This window comes from Micromonospora sp. NBRC 110009, from assembly GCF_030518795.1.
GTDB lineage: Bacteria > Actinomycetota > Actinomycetes > Mycobacteriales > Micromonosporaceae > Micromonospora.
In genome coordinates this window covers 465,717-483,162 of the sequence record NZ_CP130427.1, presented here as the reverse complement: position 1 = coordinate 483,162, position 17,446 = coordinate 465,717, and the positions used below count along the sequence as shown (strand labels likewise).

Annotated in this window: 17 protein-coding genes and 5 tRNA genes; 12 read left to right on the top strand and 10 right to left on the bottom strand. The window is 74.7% G+C overall.

All coding sequences use genetic code 11. The features are described 5' to 3' along the window. Nucleotides 1–53: 53 nt before the first annotated feature. Both Q2K19_RS02220 and Q2K19_RS02215 read left to right on the top strand, forming a co-directional pair. Nucleotides 54–1,601 (top strand): histidine kinase, encoded by a 1,548-nt coding sequence (locus Q2K19_RS02220; protein WP_302767161.1) that lies wholly within the window; start codon nucleotides 54–56, stop codon nucleotides 1,599–1,601. Next, entirely contained in the window at nucleotides 1,598–2,275 is a 678-nt protein-coding gene (locus Q2K19_RS02215; RefSeq protein ID WP_302767159.1) for a response regulator transcription factor, read from the top strand. Before Q2K19_RS02220 ends, Q2K19_RS02215 begins: the two co-directional genes overlap by 4 nt. Before the next feature lie 17 nt (nucleotides 2,276–2,292). Here Q2K19_RS02215 and Q2K19_RS02210 read toward each other — a convergent pair whose 3' ends face one another. The 4 genes from Q2K19_RS02210 to Q2K19_RS02195 form a co-directional block, all read right to left on the bottom strand. Continuing rightward, entirely contained in the window at nucleotides 2,293–3,114 is an 822-nt protein-coding gene (locus tag Q2K19_RS02210; RefSeq protein WP_302767157.1) for an ABC transporter permease subunit, read from the bottom strand. Beyond that, a complete protein-coding gene (locus tag Q2K19_RS02205) occupies nucleotides 3,111–4,043 on the bottom strand; it encodes an ABC transporter ATP-binding protein (protein WP_302767156.1) in 933 nt (310 codons plus the stop codon). Before Q2K19_RS02205 ends, Q2K19_RS02210 begins: the two co-directional genes overlap by 4 nt. Nucleotides 4,044–4,379: 336 nt before the next feature. Further along, entirely contained in the window at nucleotides 4,380–5,543 is a 1,164-nt protein-coding gene (locus Q2K19_RS02200; protein ID WP_446839705.1) for a cytochrome P450, read from the bottom strand. Nucleotides 5,544–5,552: 9 nt separating this feature from the next. Then, nucleotides 5,553–6,221, bottom strand: a complete 669-nt coding sequence (locus Q2K19_RS02195; RefSeq protein ID WP_302767153.1) for a class I SAM-dependent methyltransferase — start codon at nucleotides 6,219–6,221, stop codon at nucleotides 5,553–5,555. A gap of 204 nt (nucleotides 6,222–6,425) precedes the next feature. On the opposite strand from Q2K19_RS02195, the gene Q2K19_RS02190 reads away from it, so the two are divergent. Both Q2K19_RS02190 and Q2K19_RS02185 read left to right on the top strand, forming a co-directional pair. Further along, complete coding sequence (locus Q2K19_RS02190; protein ID WP_302772207.1) at nucleotides 6,426–7,259, top strand: hypothetical protein; 834 nt, start codon at nucleotides 6,426–6,428, stop codon at nucleotides 7,257–7,259. A gap of 93 nt (nucleotides 7,260–7,352) precedes the next feature. After that, nucleotides 7,353–8,531, top strand: coding sequence for an alkane 1-monooxygenase (locus Q2K19_RS02185; protein ID WP_302767152.1), 1,179 nt, complete (start codon nucleotides 7,353–7,355; stop codon nucleotides 8,529–8,531). A gap of 18 nt (nucleotides 8,532–8,549) precedes the next feature. On the opposite strand, the gene Q2K19_RS02180 is transcribed toward Q2K19_RS02185, so the two are convergent. Continuing rightward, a complete protein-coding gene (locus Q2K19_RS02180; RefSeq protein WP_302767151.1) occupies nucleotides 8,550–9,152 on the bottom strand; it encodes a TetR/AcrR family transcriptional regulator in 603 nt (200 codons plus the stop codon). A 267-nt stretch (nucleotides 9,153–9,419) separates the two neighbouring features. Between Q2K19_RS02180 and Q2K19_RS02175 the strand changes: the two genes are divergently transcribed. The 4 genes from Q2K19_RS02175 (at nucleotide 9,420) to Q2K19_RS02160 (ending at nucleotide 9,922) form a co-directional block, all read left to right on the top strand. Next, a tRNA-Gly gene (locus Q2K19_RS02175) sits at nucleotides 9,420–9,492 on the top strand. 34 nt (nucleotides 9,493–9,526) lie between these two features. Further along, nucleotides 9,527–9,597, top strand: a tRNA-Cys gene (locus Q2K19_RS02170). 12 nt (nucleotides 9,598–9,609) lie between these two features. Further along, a tRNA-Val gene (locus tag Q2K19_RS02165) sits at nucleotides 9,610–9,684 on the top strand. 40 nt (nucleotides 9,685–9,724) lie between these two features. Continuing rightward, on the top strand, nucleotides 9,725–9,922 hold the full coding sequence (locus tag Q2K19_RS02160; RefSeq protein ID WP_302767149.1) for a hypothetical protein: 198 nt from the start codon (nucleotides 9,725–9,727) through the stop codon (nucleotides 9,920–9,922). Nucleotides 9,923–10,016: 94 nt separating this feature from the next. On the opposite strand, the gene Q2K19_RS02155 is transcribed toward Q2K19_RS02160, so the two are convergent. Next, nucleotides 10,017–10,256: a DUF6458 family protein gene (locus Q2K19_RS02155; protein ID WP_302767148.1), complete on the bottom strand. Its 240-nt coding sequence runs from the start codon at nucleotides 10,254–10,256 to the stop codon at nucleotides 10,017–10,019. 171 nt (nucleotides 10,257–10,427) lie between these two features. Here Q2K19_RS02155 and Q2K19_RS02150 point away from each other — a divergent pair. Together Q2K19_RS02150 and Q2K19_RS02145 are read left to right on the top strand one after the other, a co-directional pair. Next, a tRNA-Gly gene (locus Q2K19_RS02150) sits at nucleotides 10,428–10,500 on the top strand. Nucleotides 10,501–10,523: 23 nt separating this feature from the next. After that, a tRNA-Val gene (locus tag Q2K19_RS02145) sits at nucleotides 10,524–10,598 on the top strand. A 178-nt stretch (nucleotides 10,599–10,776) separates the two neighbouring features. On the opposite strand, the gene Q2K19_RS02140 is transcribed toward Q2K19_RS02145, so the two are convergent. Further along, nucleotides 10,777–11,361, bottom strand: a complete 585-nt coding sequence (locus Q2K19_RS02140; protein ID WP_302767146.1) for a hypothetical protein — start codon at nucleotides 11,359–11,361, stop codon at nucleotides 10,777–10,779. Between the two features lie 380 nt (nucleotides 11,362–11,741). Between Q2K19_RS02140 and Q2K19_RS02135 the strand changes: the two genes are divergently transcribed. Continuing rightward, nucleotides 11,742–12,749 (top strand): NAD-dependent epimerase/dehydratase family protein, encoded by a 1,008-nt coding sequence (locus tag Q2K19_RS02135; protein WP_302767144.1) that lies wholly within the window; start codon nucleotides 11,742–11,744, stop codon nucleotides 12,747–12,749. Between the two features lie 57 nt (nucleotides 12,750–12,806). Here Q2K19_RS02135 and Q2K19_RS02130 read toward each other — a convergent pair whose 3' ends face one another. Further along, a complete protein-coding gene (locus tag Q2K19_RS02130; RefSeq protein WP_302767143.1) occupies nucleotides 12,807–13,781 on the bottom strand; it encodes an Acg family FMN-binding oxidoreductase in 975 nt (324 codons plus the stop codon). A gap of 187 nt (nucleotides 13,782–13,968) precedes the next feature. Here Q2K19_RS02130 and Q2K19_RS02125 point away from each other — a divergent pair, with 187 nt between their 5' ends. Continuing rightward, complete coding sequence (locus tag Q2K19_RS02125; RefSeq protein WP_302767142.1) at nucleotides 13,969–14,607, top strand: response regulator; 639 nt, start codon at nucleotides 13,969–13,971, stop codon at nucleotides 14,605–14,607. Between the two features lie 9 nt (nucleotides 14,608–14,616). On the opposite strand, the gene Q2K19_RS02120 is transcribed toward Q2K19_RS02125, so the two are convergent. After that, nucleotides 14,617–16,287, bottom strand: coding sequence for a sensor histidine kinase (locus Q2K19_RS02120; RefSeq protein ID WP_302772205.1), 1,671 nt, complete (start codon nucleotides 16,285–16,287; stop codon nucleotides 14,617–14,619). A 93-nt stretch (nucleotides 16,288–16,380) separates the two neighbouring features. Further along, a complete protein-coding gene (locus tag Q2K19_RS02115) occupies nucleotides 16,381–17,391 on the bottom strand; it encodes an Acg family FMN-binding oxidoreductase (protein ID WP_302767140.1) in 1,011 nt (336 codons plus the stop codon). Nucleotides 17,392–17,446: the final 55 nt, after the last annotated feature.

The following is a 17,446-nucleotide window of genomic DNA, read 5'->3' as shown; positions in this document are numbered from 1 at the left end:
CACCTGACTTTCGTCGGTGTCCGGCCCCGGCCGCCGTCGGTAGCGTGACCGCCGTGGAACCGCACGGGCAGACGACGCCGACCGGCCGGCGCCGGGCCGGTGACCTGCTGCTCTGGGCCGTGGTCGCCGCGCCGGTCGGGTACGCCGGACTCACCCCGCCCTGGCCCCGCCACGCGGTGCCGCTGCTGGTCGGCTCGCTGGCGCTGCTCGGCCTCGCGGTGGCGTTCGGCCGGCGGTGGCCGCTCGCGGCGCTGGTGGCGGTGGTGCTCGGCTCGCTGGTCGACGGCAACTTCGTCTTCGCGATCCCGGTCTTCAGCTACCTCGCCGGGCGGCGCAGCGCCGACGCCGGCCGGGTGGCCGCCGTGTTCGGCGCCATCGCGGTCGCCGGCACCGCGCTCAACCTCGGGCTGCTCGGCACCGGCCCGGCCACCTGGTTCCTGCTCGCCTCGGTGCTGCTCTTCGCCGGGGTGTTCCCGTGGCTGCTCGGCCGGTTGCGCCGCCAGCAGCGGGCCCTCGCCGAGGCGGGGCGGCGGCACGCCGAGGCCGAGGAACGGGAGCGGCGGGCCGCGGTGGACCGGGTCCGGCTGCGCGAGCGGGCCCGGATCGCCCAGGACATGCACGACTCGCTGGGGCATGACCTGAGCCTGATCGCGCTGCGCGCCGCCGGGCTGGAGCTGGCGTCCGACCTGGCGCCGGCCCACCGGGCGGCGGCCGGGGAGCTGCGGTCGAGCGTGGCCGCCGCCACCGAACGGCTGCACGACATCATCGGTGTGCTCCGCGAGGAGCGGCCGGACTCCTTGCGGCCGGCCGGCGAGACGTTGCCGGAACTCGTGGCCGGCGCCCGCGACGCCGGGATGGCGGTGGAGTTGTGCGCCGGGGACGGTGCGGCGGAGCTGCCGCCGCTGGTCGCGCACGCCGTGCACCGGGTGGTCCGCGAGGCGCTGACCAACGCCGCCCGGTACGCGCCCGGCGCCCGGGTGACCGTCACCGTCGACAGCTCGGGGGGAGAGGTCGGGGTGAGCGTGGTGAACGACGCCGCGCCGACCGGACCGCTGCCGGGGCCGGCGTCGCACGGCTCCGGCCTGCTCGCCCTGCGCGAGCGGGTCCGGCTCGCCGGCGGGGTGCTCGACGCGGGTCCCCGGGCGGGTGGCTTCGCGGTCACGGCTCGGCTGCCGTTGACCGGAGACGCCACGGCGCACGAGGCCGGGCTGCCCGGTGCGGAGGATGCCGCAGCCGCGGCGGCGGGGACCGCCGGCTCGGCGGCCCGTGCCGGCGCTGTCGAGACCGCCCGGCGGCGGGTCCGGCGCAGCCTGCTGGTGGCGTTCGGCGCCCCGGCCGCTCTCGCCCTGGTGCTCGCCCTGGTCTACTACCCGCTGGCCACCGCGGGTGCGGTCCTCGACCGGCCCGGGTACGAGCGGCTGCGGGTCGGCGACCCTCGGGACGCCCTCGGGCTGCCGCGCCGGCCGGCCGACCCGCCGACCCCGGGCGGCCCGGCCGGCTGCGAGTACTACACCGACGGCAACTTCCCCTTCGCGGAGCCGACCTGGCGGCTCTGCTTCTCCGACGGCCGGCTGGTCAGCAAGGAGCGGATCGCGCGGTGACCGACGACCACGGGTGCCCCCTGCGGGTGGTGCTCGCCGACGACGAGGCGCTGGTCCGGGCCGGGGTGCGGGCCATCCTGGCGGCCGATCCCGGGATCGAGGTGGTCGGCGAGGCCGGCGACGGCCGGGCGGCCGTGGAGCTGGTCCGCGCCCACCGGCCCCGGGTGGCGCTGCTCGACATCCGGATGCCCCGGTGGGACGGGCTGAGCGCGGCGGTGGAGATCCGGCGGCTCGTGCCGGAGACGGCCGTGCTCATGCTCACCACGTTCGGCGAGGACGACCTGATCGCGCGGGCGCTCGGCCACGGGGCGAGCGGCTTCCTGCTCAAGTCGGGCGATCCCCGGGAGCTGCTCGCCGGGATCCGGGCGGTCGCCGACGGCGGGGCGTACCTGTCGCCGCGGGTGGCGCGCCGGGTGATCGAGTGGAGCGGCGGGCGGCTGGCCCGTCGGCCCTACGCGCGGGACCGGCTCGCCGGGCTGACCGACCGGGAGCGGGAGGTGCTGGCGCTGGTCGGGGCGGGACTGTCCAACGCCGAGATCGGCCGCCGGCTGCACCTCGTGGAGGGCACCGTGAAGAGCTATCTGACCAGCATCTTCACCCGGCTGGACGTGCGCAACCGGGTGCAGGCGGCGATCCTCGCGTACGAGGCGGGGCTGGTCCCGCCCAGCGGCTGACCAGCCCCGCCCGCCGCTCAGGAGTCCCGGCGAGCCAGCGCCCACCGGCCGAGGGCCAGCGCGGCGGCCGCCCAGCCGGCGAGCAGCAGCAGCCCCACCACCGCCGGGTACGGCTCGGTGTCCCCGGCCAGGAAGTGGTTGCCGGCGACCCCGGGGAACGCGTCGGCGATCCGGGTGAGCACGGTGATCGCCGGCTCCTGCAGCGACAGCGGCACGATCATCAGCAGGGCGAAGAGGACGGTCAGGGTGAGCACCGCGCCGCGCAGCGCCGCCGCCAGGCCCAGCGCCAGCACCGCCACCAGCGCCAGGTAGCCGGCGGAGGCGACCAGGTCGGTCAGGGTGCCGCCCAGCGGGGCGCGTCCCCACTCGCCCAGCACCGGCCCGGCCACCGCCGCGCCGACGCCGCCGAGCAGCAGCCCGACCAGGAACGTCACCGCGCCGACCACGACCGCCTTGGCGAGCAGCACCCGACCCCGGGACGGGGTGCAGCGCAGAGTGGTCCGGATGGTGCCGGTGGCGTACTCGCTGGTGATGGCGAACAGGCCGAGGGCGAGGACGACGTACTGGGTCAGCTCCAGGGAGCCGGTCACGATGTGGCCGACCGGGACGACGCCCGGGGCGACGGTCGGGTCGTCGTCGGTGTTGGCGTTGACCGCGTAGATGGCGAGCTGAGCGGCGGTGGCGGCCATGGTCAGCGCCGCCGCCAGCAGCGCCCACCAGGTGGAGCGGACCGACCAGAGTTTGGTCCACTCGGCGGCCACCGCCCCGGCGAAGGGGCCGCTGGTCGGGGCCGGGCGGGACGCCGGGCGGGTCGGGGCGGCGGTGGGCAGGGTGGTCATCGGGGCTCGCTTCCGGCCGGGCCGGCGGCGTACTCGACGCTGTCGGCGGTGAGTTCCAGGAACGCCTCCTCCAGCGAGGCGGCCACCGGGGTCAGCTCGTGCACCCGCACCCCCAGCTCGTACACGACGTCGCCGACCCGGGCGGCGGTGGCCCCGGTGACGGAGAGCCCGTCGTCGTCCGGCGTCACGCTCGCCCCCTCGGCCGTCAACCGGGCGCCCAGCGCGGCGAGGCCGGCGGGCTCCGGGCCGCGTACCCGGACCGAGGTGGCCCGGCCGGCGGCGATCAGCTCCGCCAGCGGTGCGTCGGCGACGAGCCGGCCCCGGCCGAGCACCACGACCCGGTCGGCGGTCTGCTGCATCTCGCTCATCAGGTGGCTGGAGATCAGCACGGTCCGGCCCTCGTCGGCGAGGCTCCGGGTGAACCGGCGGATCCAGCGCACCCCGTCCGGGTCGAGCCCGTTGACCGGTTCGTCGAGGAGCAGCACCGGCGGGTCGCCGAGCAGCGCCCCGGCGATGCCGAGCCGCTGTCCCATGCCCAGCGACAGCGCGCGTCCCGGCTTGTCGGCGGCGCGCCCGTCCAGGCCGACCAGGTCGAGCACCTCGGCCACCCGGCGGGCGGGGATCCCGTTGCTGCGCGCCATCGCCCGCAGGTGCGCCCGACCGGAGCGGGTCGGGTGGATGCCGGTGGCGTCGAGCAGCGCGCCCACCTCGTGCAGCGGGTGCCGCAGCTCCCGGTACGGGCAGCCGTTGACCAGGGCCTGCCCGGCGGTGGGCCGGTCCAGGCCGAGCACCATCCGCATGGTGGTGGACTTTCCCGCGCCGTTGGGCCCGAGGAAGCCGGTCACCTGGCCCGGTCCGATGTCGAGGGTCAGGGCGTCGACCGCGGTCGCCGTCCCGAACCGTTTCGTCAACCCACGTAACGTGATCATGCGCCGACGGTAGGGATCGGGGCGCCCGTCGCACTGCCGTCGATCGGCGGCGCTCCACCCTGACTTTGGTCAGGTCCGCTGGGGCCCGGGGGTCTGCCGCCGCCGGCCGGTTACCCTGACCGTGCTGTCGAGCTGAGTCGGATACGACATCGGCGGGCCGCGCCGAAGGTCTCGCGTGCCGCCGACTCGTCCGGAAAGTCCGCTCACCGACCCGTGCCTCCTACGCCGGTGAGTCGTCTACGGCATCAGCTCGACAGGCGGGCGGGACCCGTGTGCCCTGGCGTCGCTCGGGAAGCCGCCGGGACTCCGGCGTCGCCCGGGAAGCCGGCCACGCCGTCAGGCCCGGCGGACCACGAAGGCATCCGGCATCCGGAAGGTCAGGTTGTCCGGGCACCACGGCGGGCGCTGCACGGCCACCCGGTCGAGCAGCGGCGCCGCCTCGGCGACCACCACCGCCGCCTCCATCCGGGCCAGCTGGGCGCCCACGCAGCGGTGCGCCCCCGCCCCGAAGGCCAGGTGCCGGCGGGAGCCGCGCTGCCCCGGCCGGAACTCGTCCGGCGCGGCGACCACTTCGGGGTCGCGGCCGGCCCGGGCCAGCCAGGCCACGATGCTGGTGCCGGCCGGGACGGCGGTGTCGCCGAGGGTGGTGTCCACGGCGGCCACCCGCCGCCAGGTGACGATGGGCGGCTCCAGCCGTAGCCCCTCCTCGACCACGTCGGCGACCGCGATCGTGCCCGCCCGCAGCCCGGCGCGGACCCGCGGTTCCCCGGTCAGCCGGTGCAGCAGCAGGGTGAGGAACTGCGAGGTGGTCTCCTGGCCGGCGACCAGCAGGAAGAACAGCGCGCCGACCACCACGTCGGGGGAATGCCCGGCGGCGCGGAGCCGGGCGGCCAGCCCGCCGCCGGTGGCGGCGAACGCGCGCAGCACGGTGTGGAACCGGCCGACCTCGGTGGCGAGGGCGAGCTGCCGGGACTCGTCGAGCGGCGCCCAGAACAGCTCCAGGGCGGCCCGGGCGAAGTCCTTCACCGCGTCGACCGGGGCGTCCGGCAGCTCCACGAGCCGGGCCAGCACCAGCAGCGGCAGGTCGGCGGCGAGTTCGGCGTACAGGTCGACCGCCCGGCCGGCGTCGAGGTCGGTGCCGAGCCGGGCCACCCGCTGCCGGACCAGGGCGGTCAGCCAGGGCTGCTGGGCGGCCACCCGGTCGGGGTGCAGCGCGTCGGCGACGATGCGACGGATCTCCGGGTGGCTGGCGGAGGAGTTGTTGGCCAGCGTCGGGGGCAGCCGGAACCGGTGCCCGGCCAGGACCCGCAGGGCGGCCACCGGGATCGGGGTGACCGCGTCGAGGGCGTTGTCCGGCCGGAAGGTCTGCGGGTCGGTGAGCAGCCGGCGGACCAGGGCGTGGCGGGTCACCACCAGGTGCGGCACCCCGACGTGGTCGACGATCGTCGCCGTGTCGGGCCACGGCCCGTCGACGGATTCGCCCCAGCCCCGGAACAGCACGCCGTCACGCTAACGGGCGGCCCCCGGCGGGGTCGGGTCCAACTCCCACACGGTGGTGTGCTTCACCCGTACGCTCTCCAGCGCCTCCGGCACCGGCACGTCGTAGGCGGCCAGTTCGTGGAACCGGTCGCGGGGCAGGAACGCCCGGCCGGGGTCGCCGACCAGCACCCGGGCCCCGGACCGGGCGGCCCGGAGCAGGAAGCGCAGCATGCGCCGGGCCATCGCCTCGCTGTAGAAGACGTCCCCGGCGAGCACCACCTCGGCCCCGCCGGCGTCGCCGTCGAGGATGTCGCCGAACTCGGCGTCCACGCGTACCCCGTTGGCCTCGGCGTTGAGCGCGACGGCCGCGACGGCCCGCTCGTCGACCTCGACGGCCCGGACGGCGGCCGCGCCGGCCCGGGCCGCGGCGATGGCGACCAGCCCGGAGCCGGAGGCGAGGTCGAGCACCCGGTGGCCGGCGACCAGCTCCGGGTGGTCGGTGACGTAGCGGGCGAGGGCCTGCCCGCCGGCCCAGGCGAAGGCCCAGAACGGCGGCGGTTGGGCGCTGTGGAACTCGCCCTCGGTCAGCTCCCACAGGCCGATCGGCTCGTCGGCCTGGTGCAGCCGCACCTCGGGGACGAAGGCGACCGGGGCGAGCCGGGCGTGCAGCCGGACGAAGGCCGCGGAGAGGTCGGACACCGGCTGATTCTGTCCTACGCCGCGACGCGGCCCGCCGGCGATCCGGGCGTGTCGCGCGGCGGGCGTGACCGGTTCATCACACTGCGTGAAACAGGCCCCTGCGGTTGGCGTTCCGCGCGAACACGCCCGTCTACCGGGTTGCCGGTGGCGCTCCTAGCGTTGCCCGGTGGACCGGACCGACCGGAGGACGAGGCGGTGGTGAGCATGTGGCGGTACGCGGTGCGGGTCGGGGTGGTGCTGGCCTGTCTGTCCGGGGCGGGGGCCGTCACAGCCCTGCCGGCCCGGGCGGCGGCCGCCTTCTCCACCGAGCTGAGCGGCCTGCCGGAGGAGTTCACCGCCGGCGACCGGGTGGAGACGCTCTCCGCGGTGGTGTCCCGGTCCGACGGCGGCGGCTGCGTCAAGGTGCGCTGGTCGATGCTGCTGCAGGTGCAGGGACTGCGGTTGGACCAGGTGACGGTGGACCGGGTGGAGGAGGGCGGCTCCTTCCCGCTGGAGGTCCGGACCGCGGGGGACGTGGCCCGGCTGACCGACCGGGAGCTGGACCCCGGCGTGCTCTGTCCCGGCCGGACGGTCACCGCCCGCTACCGGGTGGCGTTCGCCGAGGACGTCGCCCGGGGTCGGGTGAGCTTCGCCGCCGAGGCGTACGACCAGGACCTGCGGCTGCTGGCCCGGCAGGCCGCCAGCCGGCAGGTGGTGGGGGAGGGCGCGGGGGCGAACCCGGCCGAGGCGACGCCGGAGCCGACGCGGAGCGCCGCCGGGCCGACGGAGTCGCCGACGGACGAGCCGGCCACCGAAGATCCGGCGGCGGACGCCACGCCCGGCGACGAGGCGGTAACCGAGCCGTTGCCGCCCGGGGCGGCGGGCCGGCCCGCCGCCGCCGTGGGCGGGTTCGGGGTGATCCAGGCGGCGTTCCTCCTGGGTGGCCTGCTGTTGTTCCTCGGCGCCGGGCTGTTGCTGCGGATGCGGCGCCTGCTGCGCCCGGTCCCCGGGCCGAAGGACGACCCCGGCCTCGGGTACGGGCGGAACCCCTGGCGGTAGCTGTCCCGGATCGCTTTACAAAACTTCGCCTCTTGTAAATCGCCGGGACGGCTGCCACAGTCTGGACAGGAGTCAACGGATCGGAGGCTGACGATGGGCACCGACACGACCCCCTGGCGCGACACCCGCAAGCCGCTCTGGCCGCTCGCCCTGCTCGTCCCCGTGCTGCCCTTCATCGCCTGGGCGCTCTGGCGCGCGACCGGCGCCGCCGCGGCCTGGTGGCTCACCCCGGTGGTGGTGTTCGGGGTCATTCCGGTGGTCGACCTGCTGCTCGGCGACAACCGGGAGAACCCGCCGGAGGAGGCCGTGCCGGCACTGCAGGCCGACGGCTACTACCGGTGGCTCACCTACCTCTACCTGCCCGCGCAGTACGCGGCGCTGGTGCTCTGCTGCGCGGTCTGGGCCCGCGACGGGCTCTCCTGGGTGGCCGCGGCGGGTCTGGTCGCCACCGTCGGGGTGGTCGACGGCATCGCCATCAACACCGCCCACGAGCTGGGGCACAAGCGGGAGGCGGCGGAGCGCTGGCTCTCCAAGATCGCCCTGGCGCCGACCGCGTACGGGCACTTCTACGTCGAGCACAACCGCGGCCATCACACCCGCGTCGCCACCCCGGAGGATCCGGCCAGTTCCCGGCTGGGCGAGAGCTTCTGGGCCTTCTGGCCGCGTACGGTCCGGGGCAGCCTGCGCTCGGCCTGGCGGCTGGAGACCAGCCGGTTCCGGCTGCGCCGCCGCAGCCCGTGGACCTGGCGCAACGACGTGCTCAACGCCTGGGCGATGACGGCGCTGCTCTTCGCGGTCCTCGCGATCGCGTTCGGCCCCGGGGTGCTGGTCTTCCTGGTGGTCCAGGCGGTGGTGGGCTTCTCCCTGCTGGAGGTGGTCAACTACCTGGAGCACTACGGGCTGGCCCGGCAACGCACCGCCGCGGGCCGCTACGAGAAGGTCGATCCCCGGCACAGCTGGAACAGCGACCGCACGGTGACCAACGTCTTCCTCTTCCAGCTCCAGCGGCACAGCGACCACCACGCCAACCCGCTGCGCCGCTACCAGACGCTGCGCAGCTTCGACTCCTCGCCTCAGCTGCCCGCCGGCTACGCCACCATGGTGGTCGCCGCGCTGGTGCCGCCGATCTGGCGCCGGGTGATGGACCATCGGGTGCTCGCCCACTACGGCGGCGACCTCGAGCGGGCCAACGTCCACCCGCCGGCCCGGGATCGGTTGCGGGAGCGCCAGCGCCGCCGCCCCGCGGCCGCCCCCGAGCGGTACGCCGGCTGACCGCCGCCCGGCCGAGGCTCAGTCGAGCTGGGCGGGCTCCAGGCCCAGCTCCCGCGCGGCGACGAGCCGGATCCACGCGGCGATCTGCCGCCGGGTGATCACCCGCTCGTGCACCGAGAGTTGGACGGCGAGTCCGTCCATGACCGCGCTGATCCGCCAGGCGGCGCCCGCCGGGTCGGGGCAGTCGAAGGTGCCGTCGGCGACGCCGGCGGAGATGACCGCGGCGAGGTCCTGGCGCCAGCGCAGGTCCAGGCGGCGGGAGACCTTCTCCAGCTCGGGGGTCCGCAGCGACTCGGCCCAGCCCTCGATCCAGAGGGACCAGGACGTCGACCGGCCGGTCGGGGCGTAGAGGCGGAGCATCCGGCGCAGCTTGGCCAGCGGCGGGGCGGTGGAGCGGACCACCGCGTCGAGCCGGGCCAGATCCTGCTCGACGGCGTACGCGAAGGCCTGCGCGAGCATCCGGTCCTTCGTGGCGAAGTGGTAGAAGACCAGGGCCTGGCTGACTCCGGCGGCCTCCGCCACGTCGGACGTCCGGGTGTTGGCGAGTCCACGTTCCGCGATAACCTCACATGCGGTGCGTAACAGGGCATCGAGGCGGATTTCGGCCGATCGTCTCGTCACGATCGCTACCGTAGCCCATCGATCAGGTCACGGGGAGTTACCGAACCATCGGACCCGGGGGATCGGCGGTCAGAAATTGGACACTCGCGCCCGCCGTGTTCTCCCCCTCCCGCCGCGACCGCCGCCCACGTTTCCTGCCCGGGCTCCCCGGAGCCTCGCGCGGTGGGCCGCCCGTCACCCGAACGCGCCGGAAAGGGGACCCCGATTTGGCAACCCCTCCCGGGCTCGGCTAAAGTTCTCATCCGTCACCGGGTAACACCGGGGCGTGCGGACGTAGCGCAGCTGGTAGCGCATCACCTTGCCAAGGTGAGGGTCGCGGGTTCGAATCCCGTCGTCCGCTCGGAGATGCCGCCACGCATGTCGGGGGCAACCTCGGTGGAGTGGCCGAGAGGCGAGGCAACGGCCTGCAAAGCCGTGTACACGGGTTCAAATCCCGTCTCCACCTCGCAGTAGACGAGGGCGATTGGCGCAGTGGGAGCGCGCTTCCTTGACACGGAAGAGGTCACTGGTTCAAACCCAGTATCGCCCACCAGCTCAGAGGCCGTGTCGATCATCGACACGGCCTCTTTGTCATGGCGGACCGGTCAGGCGGCGGCGGTCAGCAGCGCCTCTGGTTGGCGCGGGTCAGCCTCGGCTCGTCGGTCGCCGAGGCCGCGTACGCGGTGGCCCGCCGGGCCGCCGAGGAGGCGCTGGCCGCCGGCACGTACGGGGCGCTGGCCGGCGCCTACGACTACGACTACGGCACGTTGAACGAACTGATGCGCGCCTGACCGGGTACGTACGCGAAGCGGGGGTGCCGAATGGCACCCCCGCTTCGCGGTTCCACGGGTCCGATCAGCTCCGTCGGCCCCGGCTCGCATCCCGTCACAGCGGCGGGGCGACGTCCCGCCGCTCCTCGACCCGCCGGTACTCCACCGGATCGGTCGTGGTGACCACCTCACGGCGGCGGCCCCACACCAGCGTGAACATGATCAGGCCGAGCACCCCGGCCGCCATCAGGATCCAGCCGACGACGTCCAGGTTGACCCCGCCGATGCTGGCGTCCATCGCGAAGGTGAGGATCGCGCCGACCGCGATCAGGAAGATGCTGGTACCGATTCCCATGACAGCCTCCTTCGGGGGGATGTGGTGCGCTGTCGATCGGAGTCAGTACCCAGGTGGTCGCCGGCCCAATCGCAGGTCGCGCCGGGGGCCTTGACGGCCGGCGGGTCGGTTCGACCGACGATCTTGTCATCGGGTACAGTTCTCCCCGTCGCCGACGCAAGCCGGCGGCACGCGGACGTAGCGCAGCTGGTAGCGCATCACCTTGCCAAGGTGAGGGTCGCGGGTTCGAATCCCGTCGTCCGCTCGCGATCCACCCGGCGGTCGCTCGGGCGATTGGCGCAGTGGGAGCGCGCTTCCTTGACACGGAAGAGGTCACTGGTTCAAACCCAGTATCGCCCACCAGGTACCTCAGGCTCGTCGCCCCATCCGGGGTGACGAGCCTTTGTGCTGCTGGCTGGTTGCCCCCCGCCGTGGGCCTTCGCCGTCCGCCGGTCACTCTTGCCTTCTGGTACGCACAGATGCCGCTGGCCGGCACCCGTGTTCGGGTGCCGGCCAGCGGCTTGGTGCGCTTGTGTGGTTGTCAGCTGTTCCAGTGCTGGGCGACGAGGTCGGCGGCCTGCTGCTCCCACTGGGCGTAGGCGTCCGGGTAGGCCGAGACCTGCACGGTCTGGGCGGCCTCGGTCAGCGGCATGTCCTGCCACCCGTCGACCTGCTTCAGACCCTTCTCGAACGCAAGCGTCGAGTACTCGGGGTTGGTGATCTGCTCCGGCGTACCCCAACCGCTGGACGGGCGCTGCTGGAACAGGCCCAGCGAGTCGTGGTCATTGGCGTCGCCGAGGTGGCCCAGGTTCTCCAGCTTCGACTCCTGCAGGCTCGTGGCGATCGAGATCACCGCGGCCCGCTCCGGCAGACCCGCCTTCTTCGTCGCCGCGATGATCGCCTTCGCGTTACCGACCTGCTCACCGGACAGGTCGATGCGCGACTGGGCGCCCTGCACACCATGCGGAATCAGCTTGCTGGTGTCGGGCTTGTCGGCCTGCACGACCGCGGCCTCGGTCACGGCGGTGGTCGGGGTGGCCTCGTGGTGCAGCGGACCGGCGGCCAGACCACCGGCGAACGCGAGACCAGCAATACCGAGCACGCTCTTACGCAGCATCGTGTTCATGACAAAGCTCCATTCGGGGGTTTGGCGCACACGCCGATGGGGGTCGGCTTCGTGCGCAAGCACCGTCAGGCGCTCAAGAAGTCTTCGGGGGGATCCGGCGCGCGGGGCGGGGCCTCTTCGCGGCGCCGGGACCATGTGTAACGACCGGCGGCCCGCCATCATTCCGGGGGCCCGGCACCCGCCTCGGCGGGTGGTCTTCCTCGGCCGTACACGGGATTCAACGACCCCCGTCCGCCCACCATTCCGGCCCCGGGATGCCCTGGGTCACTCCCGAAAGCGGACATCCGGCCCGACACCACCCGGCCCGTTCTGCCCTGGGCAGATCCGCTCACCGTGAACATCGCTCACCGGACCGGGCGACAGCGGGCAGGGTGGGACGCATGAGACTGCTGGTGCTGGGCGGGACGGGATTTGTCGGTGGGGCGACCGTGCGGGAGGCCCTCCGCCGCGGCTGGTCGGTGACGGTGTTCAACCGGGGGCGGCACGGGAACGTGCCGGCCGGCGTACATCGGTTGCGGGGCGACCGGACGGCGCCGGACGGGTTGGCGGCGCTCTCCGGCGGCGAGTGGGACCTCGTGGTGGACACCTGGGACGGGGCGCCCCACGCGGTGGGCGCCGCGGCGCGGGCTCTGGCCGGTGCGGTGCCGCACTACGTCTACGTCTCCAGCGGCTCGGTGTACGCCCCGCCGGTCGAGCCGGGCGTGGCCGAGGAGGCCCCGACCGTCGAGGCCGACGCGCACGCGGGCGACGGAGACTACCCCCGGAACAAGGCGGGCGGTGAGCGGGCCGCCGTGGAGGTCTTCGGCGACCGGGCACTGCTGGCCCGGGCCGGGCTGATCCTCGGGCCGGGGGAGGACATCGGGCGGCTGCCCTGGTGGTTGCAGCGGATCGCCCGGGGCGGGGAGGTGCTCGCCCCCGGGCCGCGTGACCTGCCGCTGCAGTACATCGACGTACGGGACCTCGCGGCCTGGATGCTGGACCGGGGGATCGACGGGGCCGGCGGGGCCTACAACGTGATCGGCCGGACCGGGCACGCGACGATGGGTGAGCTGCTCGACGCGGCCCTGGCGGTGACCGGCGCGGACGCGACGCTGCGCTGGACGGATCCGGAGGTGCTCCTGGCCGCCGGGGTGGAGCCGTGGAACGACCTGCCGGTCTGGATCCCGCGCGGACACGAGTACCGCTGGTTGCAGGAGCGCGGCGTCGAGCGGGCGTACGCGGCGGGGCTGGTCTGCCGGCCGGTGGCCGAGACGGTCGCCGACACCTGGCGCTGGCTGGGCGAGGTGGGGCGGGTGCCGGCGCGGGCGGGACGACCGGCGCGCGCCGCGGTGGGGCTGGACCCGGAGCGCGAGCGGGCGCTGCTGGCCGCCGCGGCGACCGGGACCTGACCCGCCGGCGAGCCGACGGGCACGGGGGTGGGAGGCCGCCGGACGACCTCGGCGCGGTCAGGCCCGCGGCACTGGCAGGTCGAGCACCTCGTCCACCGGCCGCCGCGGCGTTGCCCGTCCCGGCTGCCCGTACCCGATCCGCATCACCATCTGCGGCGTCCCGAACCGCCCCAGCGACAGCCGCAGCGCCTCCCGCGCCCCGGGCACCTCGATCGGCTGCGAGATCATCGAGACCGCCAGCCCCGCGTCGGTGGCGGTCAACAGCACCCGCTGCAGGGCCTGCCCGGCGATGATCTGATCCGTCGCCGTGTTTCCCGCCGATCCGAGCACCGCCACCAGCGGCTCCGGCTCGAAGTCCCGCCCGGGGGCGCGGTTGCGCCCGCCGAATCCGCGCTGCGGCAGCAGGTCCTGCGGTTCGCTCTGCGGTCCGCCGGCCGCCGCGGGCACCCCGTCGGGGGAGGGCTCGGTGCGGATCCAGGCGGCCCGTTCGGCGACGTACGTGGGGTCGCGTTCGAGGACCCGGTGGGCGCTGCGGGCGATCTCGGCGAACGCGTTGACCGCGCTGGTGCCGATCAGCAGCTCCAGCCAGCACTGCTCGGCCCGGGCGGCCTCGCCGAGGCGCCAGCGGGCGTCGGCGGGGACCGGGTCGGGCCAGAACGGCGCGCGGTTGCTGAACCGGCGGTCGATGGCCGCGTACAGGCTCCGCTCGGTCGGGGTGGGGCGGCGCGGGACGTCCGGGACCAGCCGGGCCACGACGTCGGGGTCGGCCGGATACGGGCGCAGCCGGACCGTGGCGGGGTTGCCCGCGACGGCGAGCGCCAGCCGCAGGTTGTACAGCGCCGCCCCGCAGGCGATCCGGGTGCCCCAGCCGCCGGGGTCCGTGGCGGGCAGCCGGCGCACCGGGTCGACGGAGAGTTCGATCCCGCCGTCGTGCAGCCGGAACCGCCACGGCTGGGTGTTGTGCAGGGACGGCGCGCGTACCGCGTCGCCGGCCGCCGTGCGCAGCTGTTCGACGGTGTAGCCCGTGGTCATGGTGTTGCTCCCTCCGTGCGGGCCGTGCCGCCCTCCCGGTCGCTCCATCCCACGGTGCGTCACCGGGCAGGGCGGTGAGCAGGGCCGGAGGTCCCCACCTCGGCGGGTCCGTCTGCCCGCCGGGGTGGGGAACGGTCGGGACCTTCGGCCCGTGCACGCCGGGGTGACCTGGGGGTAGAAAGGACGGATGATCCGGGTGTTTCTGCTCGACGACCACGAGGTCGTCCGTCGTGGCCTTGCCGATCTGCTGACCAGCAGCGGCGACATCGAGGTGGTCGGTGAGTCGGGCTCCGCCCAGGAGGCGGCCCGGCGCATTCCGGCGCTCCGCCCCGACGTGGCGATCCTCGACGCCCGGCTGCCCGACGGCAACGGCATCGACGTGTGCCGGGACGTCCGGGCGGTGGACTCCTCGATCAAGGGTCTGATCCTCACCTCGTACGAGGACGACGAGGCGCTCTTCGCGGCGATCATGGCCGGCGCCGCCGGGTACGTGCTCAAGCAGATCCGCGGCACCGACCTGGTGGACGCGGTCCGCCGGGTGGCCGCCGGGCAGTCCCTGCTCGACCCGGCGATCACCACCCGGGTGCTGGAGCGGATCCGCAGCGGCGTGGAGCAGCCACGCGAGCTGAAGTCCCTCACCGAGCAGGAGCGGCGGATCCTGGAGTACGTGGCGGAGGGGCTCACCAACCGGGAGATCGCCGGCAAGATGTTCCTGGCCGAGAAGACGGTGAAGAACTACGTCTCCAGCGTCCTGGCGAAGCTGGGCCTGGAGCGGCGGACGCAGGCGGCGGTGCTGGCCACCCGGCTGCTGGGCCAGCGCCACTAGGGCCGCGCCTCAGTCGCGCAGCGGGACGCTCCAGCGCAGTTCGGTGCCGTGCGGGACCACCCGGCTGAGCTGGAAGTCGCCGCCGAGCCGTTCGGCCCGCTCGCGCAGGTTCACCAGCCCGCTGCGGGCCGCCGCCGGGTCGCAGCCCACCCCGTCGTCGGTGACGGTCACCGACACCCAGCCGGCCTCCACCTGCACCGTCACCGCCACTCGCTCGGCCTGCGCGTGGCGTACGGCGTTGGAGAGCGCCTCGCGGAGCACGGCGGTGAGCTCGGGGCGGAGCGCGTCGGGGACGGCGCTGTCGATCGGGCCGACGAGTTCCAGCTCGGGCCGGTAACCCAGCGACTCGGCGGCCACCTCGATCGCGTCGCGGATCTCGGTACGCAGCGCGGCGCTCATCGGGGTGCGCAGCTCGAAGATGGTCCGGCGGATGTCCCGGATGGTGGCGTCCAGGTCGTCGACCGCCTGGTTGATCCGCTTGGCCACCTCGGGGCGGGCGTTCATCGCCCCGCTCTGCAGCTGCAGGCCGGTGGCGAAGAGCCGCTGGATCACCACGTCGTGCAGGTCGCGGGCGATCCGCTCGCGGTCCTCCAGGACCACCAGCAGCTCCCGTTCCTCCTGGCCGCGGGCCCGTTCCATGGCGAGCGCGGCCTGGCCGGCGAAGCTGCCCAGCAGCGCGACGTCGTCCTCGGCGGCGGGACCGTGGTCGGGCCGGTGGGCGATCACCAGCACGCCGTGCAGGGTGTCGGCGGCGGCGAGCGGGGAGACCATCGCCGGGCCCGCGACCACCGGCCGTGGCCAGGGTGCGGCCGCGGCGAGGTCGTCCACCAGCTCGTGGCGGCGTTCGGTGACCGAGCCGGCGAAGGTGGTCTCGGCGGCGGGCAGCACCGCGCCGACCAGTTCCCGGGCGGACTCGTCGGCCCCGTCGACCACCTCGACGGTGAACTGGCTCTCGTCCTCGTCGTAGAGCAGCACCAGAGCCAGCTCCGCCTCGGCGACCTCGCGGGCCCGCCGGGCCACCAGGGCCAGCGCGTCGGTGCGGCGGACCTCGCCGAGCAGCACCGAGGTGATCTCGGCGGTGGCGGCCAGCCAGCGTTCCCGCCGGTGGGCCAGGGCGTAGAGGCGGGCGTTCTCGATCGCCACGCCGGCCGCCGCGGCGAGCGCGACCACGATCTCCTCGTCGTCCTCGGTGAACTCCGTCGCGCCCTGCTTCTCGGCCAGGTAGAGGTTGCCGAAGACGTGGTCGCGGATGCGCACCGGCACGCCGAGGAAGCTGTGCATCGGCGGGTGGTGCTTCGGGAAGCCGTACGACTTGGGGTGCTGGGTGATGTCCGGCATGCGCAGCGGCCGGGGGTCGTCGATGAGCAGGCCGAGGACGCCCCGCCCGTGCGGCAGCTCACCGATCTTGGCGTGCAGCTCGTCGCTGATGCCGTGGATGATGAAGTCGTGCAGCAGCCGGTCGGGGCCGATGACGCCGAGGGCGCCGTACCGGGCGCCGACCAGCTCGCACGCCGACTGCACGATCCGTTGCAGGGTGCTGCGCAGGTCGAGGTCGGTGCCGATGCCCACCACGGCGTCGAGCAGGGCCCGTAGCCGTTCCCGGCTGGTGACCACCTCGCCGACCCGGTCGAGCATCTCCTGCAGGAGCTCGTCCAGCCGGACCCGGGACAGCGGGGTCAGGCCCAGCGACGGGGTGACGTGCTCGTTCCGGGGATTCGGTGCACTGGTCACCGGGCGATGCTATCGCCCGGTGACCGGCCCGGACGAGTGCCGTCAGGGCTGCCTGCCGCCGACGGCCGAGGTGTCGACGGTCTGCGCGGTGTCCAGCCGCGGGGTGTGGGCGGGTCCGGCGTGCGTCGGGTCGGCGCGGCCGAGGCGCATCGAGATGTACGGGAAGCCCAGGCCGGCCAGCATCTGCCGGAGTGCCTGCCGGGTGCCCTCGACCTCCACCACCCCGCTGAGCGGGACCAGCGACACGCCGAGCCGAGTGGCGGTGAGCCAGGCGGCGGAGAGCCCTTCGCCGGCGCGCAGCCAGCTGTCCGGCTCGTCCTCGGTGCCCCAGAGGATCCCGTAGGCGGCGGCCCGGTCGTGTCCGGGACCGATCGGCAGGGTGCCGGGGTGGCCGAAGTCCCGGCCCGGGACGGTGGTCTGCGGGGCCTCGGCCGGCAGCACCTCCGGCGGCAGCCCGGCGCCGGTGCCGGCCCGGCTGGTCCAGTACGCCAGTTCCTCGCGCAGCTCCGGGCTGTCCGCCTCGACGGCCGCGGCCTGCTGGGCGGCGCTGGCGAGCTGGATCTTCTGACCGTCGTCGAGCACCTGCAGGTTGACGCCCTCGCGCATGGCCGCCTGGCTGATCTCGTCGAGGGCGGCGTCGGAGATCGGCTCGTCGCTCACCGGTCGCCGGTCGGTGTGCCGGACCTGGATGCACTGCACCAGGTGCATGGCGTCCGGGTCCGCCCCGGCGTGCTTCAGGCCGGTCAGGCGGGCCAGCAGGTCGGGCTGGGTGGGGTCGGGCAGCCGCTCCACCACCGGCGTCCAGCCCTCCGCGGCGAGCGCCACCCGGGCGTGGTGCAGGGCCGCGCCGCAGCTGACGGTCAGCAGCCGGCCCTCCGGGTCCATGGCGCTGAGCTGGCGGTCCCGGGCCATGCGCAACTCCAGCGCGTCGGGCAGGACGGTCCAGCGCCACGGCTGGGTGTTGTGCACCGAGGGGGCGCGGCCGGCCATCGCGGCGGCCTCCGCGAGCGCGGTGGGCAGCGGGCGGTCCGCGGCCGGCGTCTCGTGGCTCATCGTCACGACCTTTCCTGTTTTCCCCATCGTGCCCCACACCGGGCCGGCCCGGGTG

Excerpts from the sequence above, each read along its gene's own strand:
- Q2K19_RS02210 (WP_302767157.1), bottom strand. The coding sequence starts at position 3,114 with ATGACCACCCTGCCCACCGCCGCCCCGACCCGCCCGGCGTCCCGCCCG.
- Q2K19_RS02205 (WP_302767156.1), bottom strand. The coding sequence starts at position 4,043 with ATGATCACGTTACGTGGGTTGACGAAACGGTTCGGGACGGCGACCGCG.
- Q2K19_RS02190 (WP_302772207.1), top strand. The coding sequence starts at position 6,426 with ATGTGGCGGTACGCGGTGCGGGTCGGGGTGGTGCTGGCCTGTCTGTCC.
- Q2K19_RS02185 (WP_302767152.1), top strand. The coding sequence starts at position 7,353 with ATGGGCACCGACACGACCCCCTGGCGCGACACCCGCAAGCCGCTCTGG.
- Q2K19_RS02160 (WP_302767149.1), top strand. The coding sequence starts at position 9,725 with ATGGCGGACCGGTCAGGCGGCGGCGGTCAGCAGCGCCTCTGGTTGGCG.
- Q2K19_RS02155 (WP_302767148.1), bottom strand. The coding sequence starts at position 10,256 with ATGGGAATCGGTACCAGCATCTTCCTGATCGCGGTCGGCGCGATCCTC.
- Q2K19_RS02140 (WP_302767146.1), bottom strand. The coding sequence starts at position 11,361 with ATGAACACGATGCTGCGTAAGAGCGTGCTCGGTATTGCTGGTCTCGCG.
- Q2K19_RS02135 (WP_302767144.1), top strand. The coding sequence starts at position 11,742 with ATGAGACTGCTGGTGCTGGGCGGGACGGGATTTGTCGGTGGGGCGACC.
- Q2K19_RS02130 (WP_302767143.1), bottom strand. The coding sequence starts at position 13,781 with ATGACCACGGGCTACACCGTCGAACAGCTGCGCACGGCGGCCGGCGAC.
- Q2K19_RS02125 (WP_302767142.1), top strand. The coding sequence starts at position 13,969 with ATGATCCGGGTGTTTCTGCTCGACGACCACGAGGTCGTCCGTCGTGGC.
- Q2K19_RS02115 (WP_302767140.1), bottom strand. The coding sequence starts at position 17,391 with ATGAGCCACGAGACGCCGGCCGCGGACCGCCCGCTGCCCACCGCGCTC.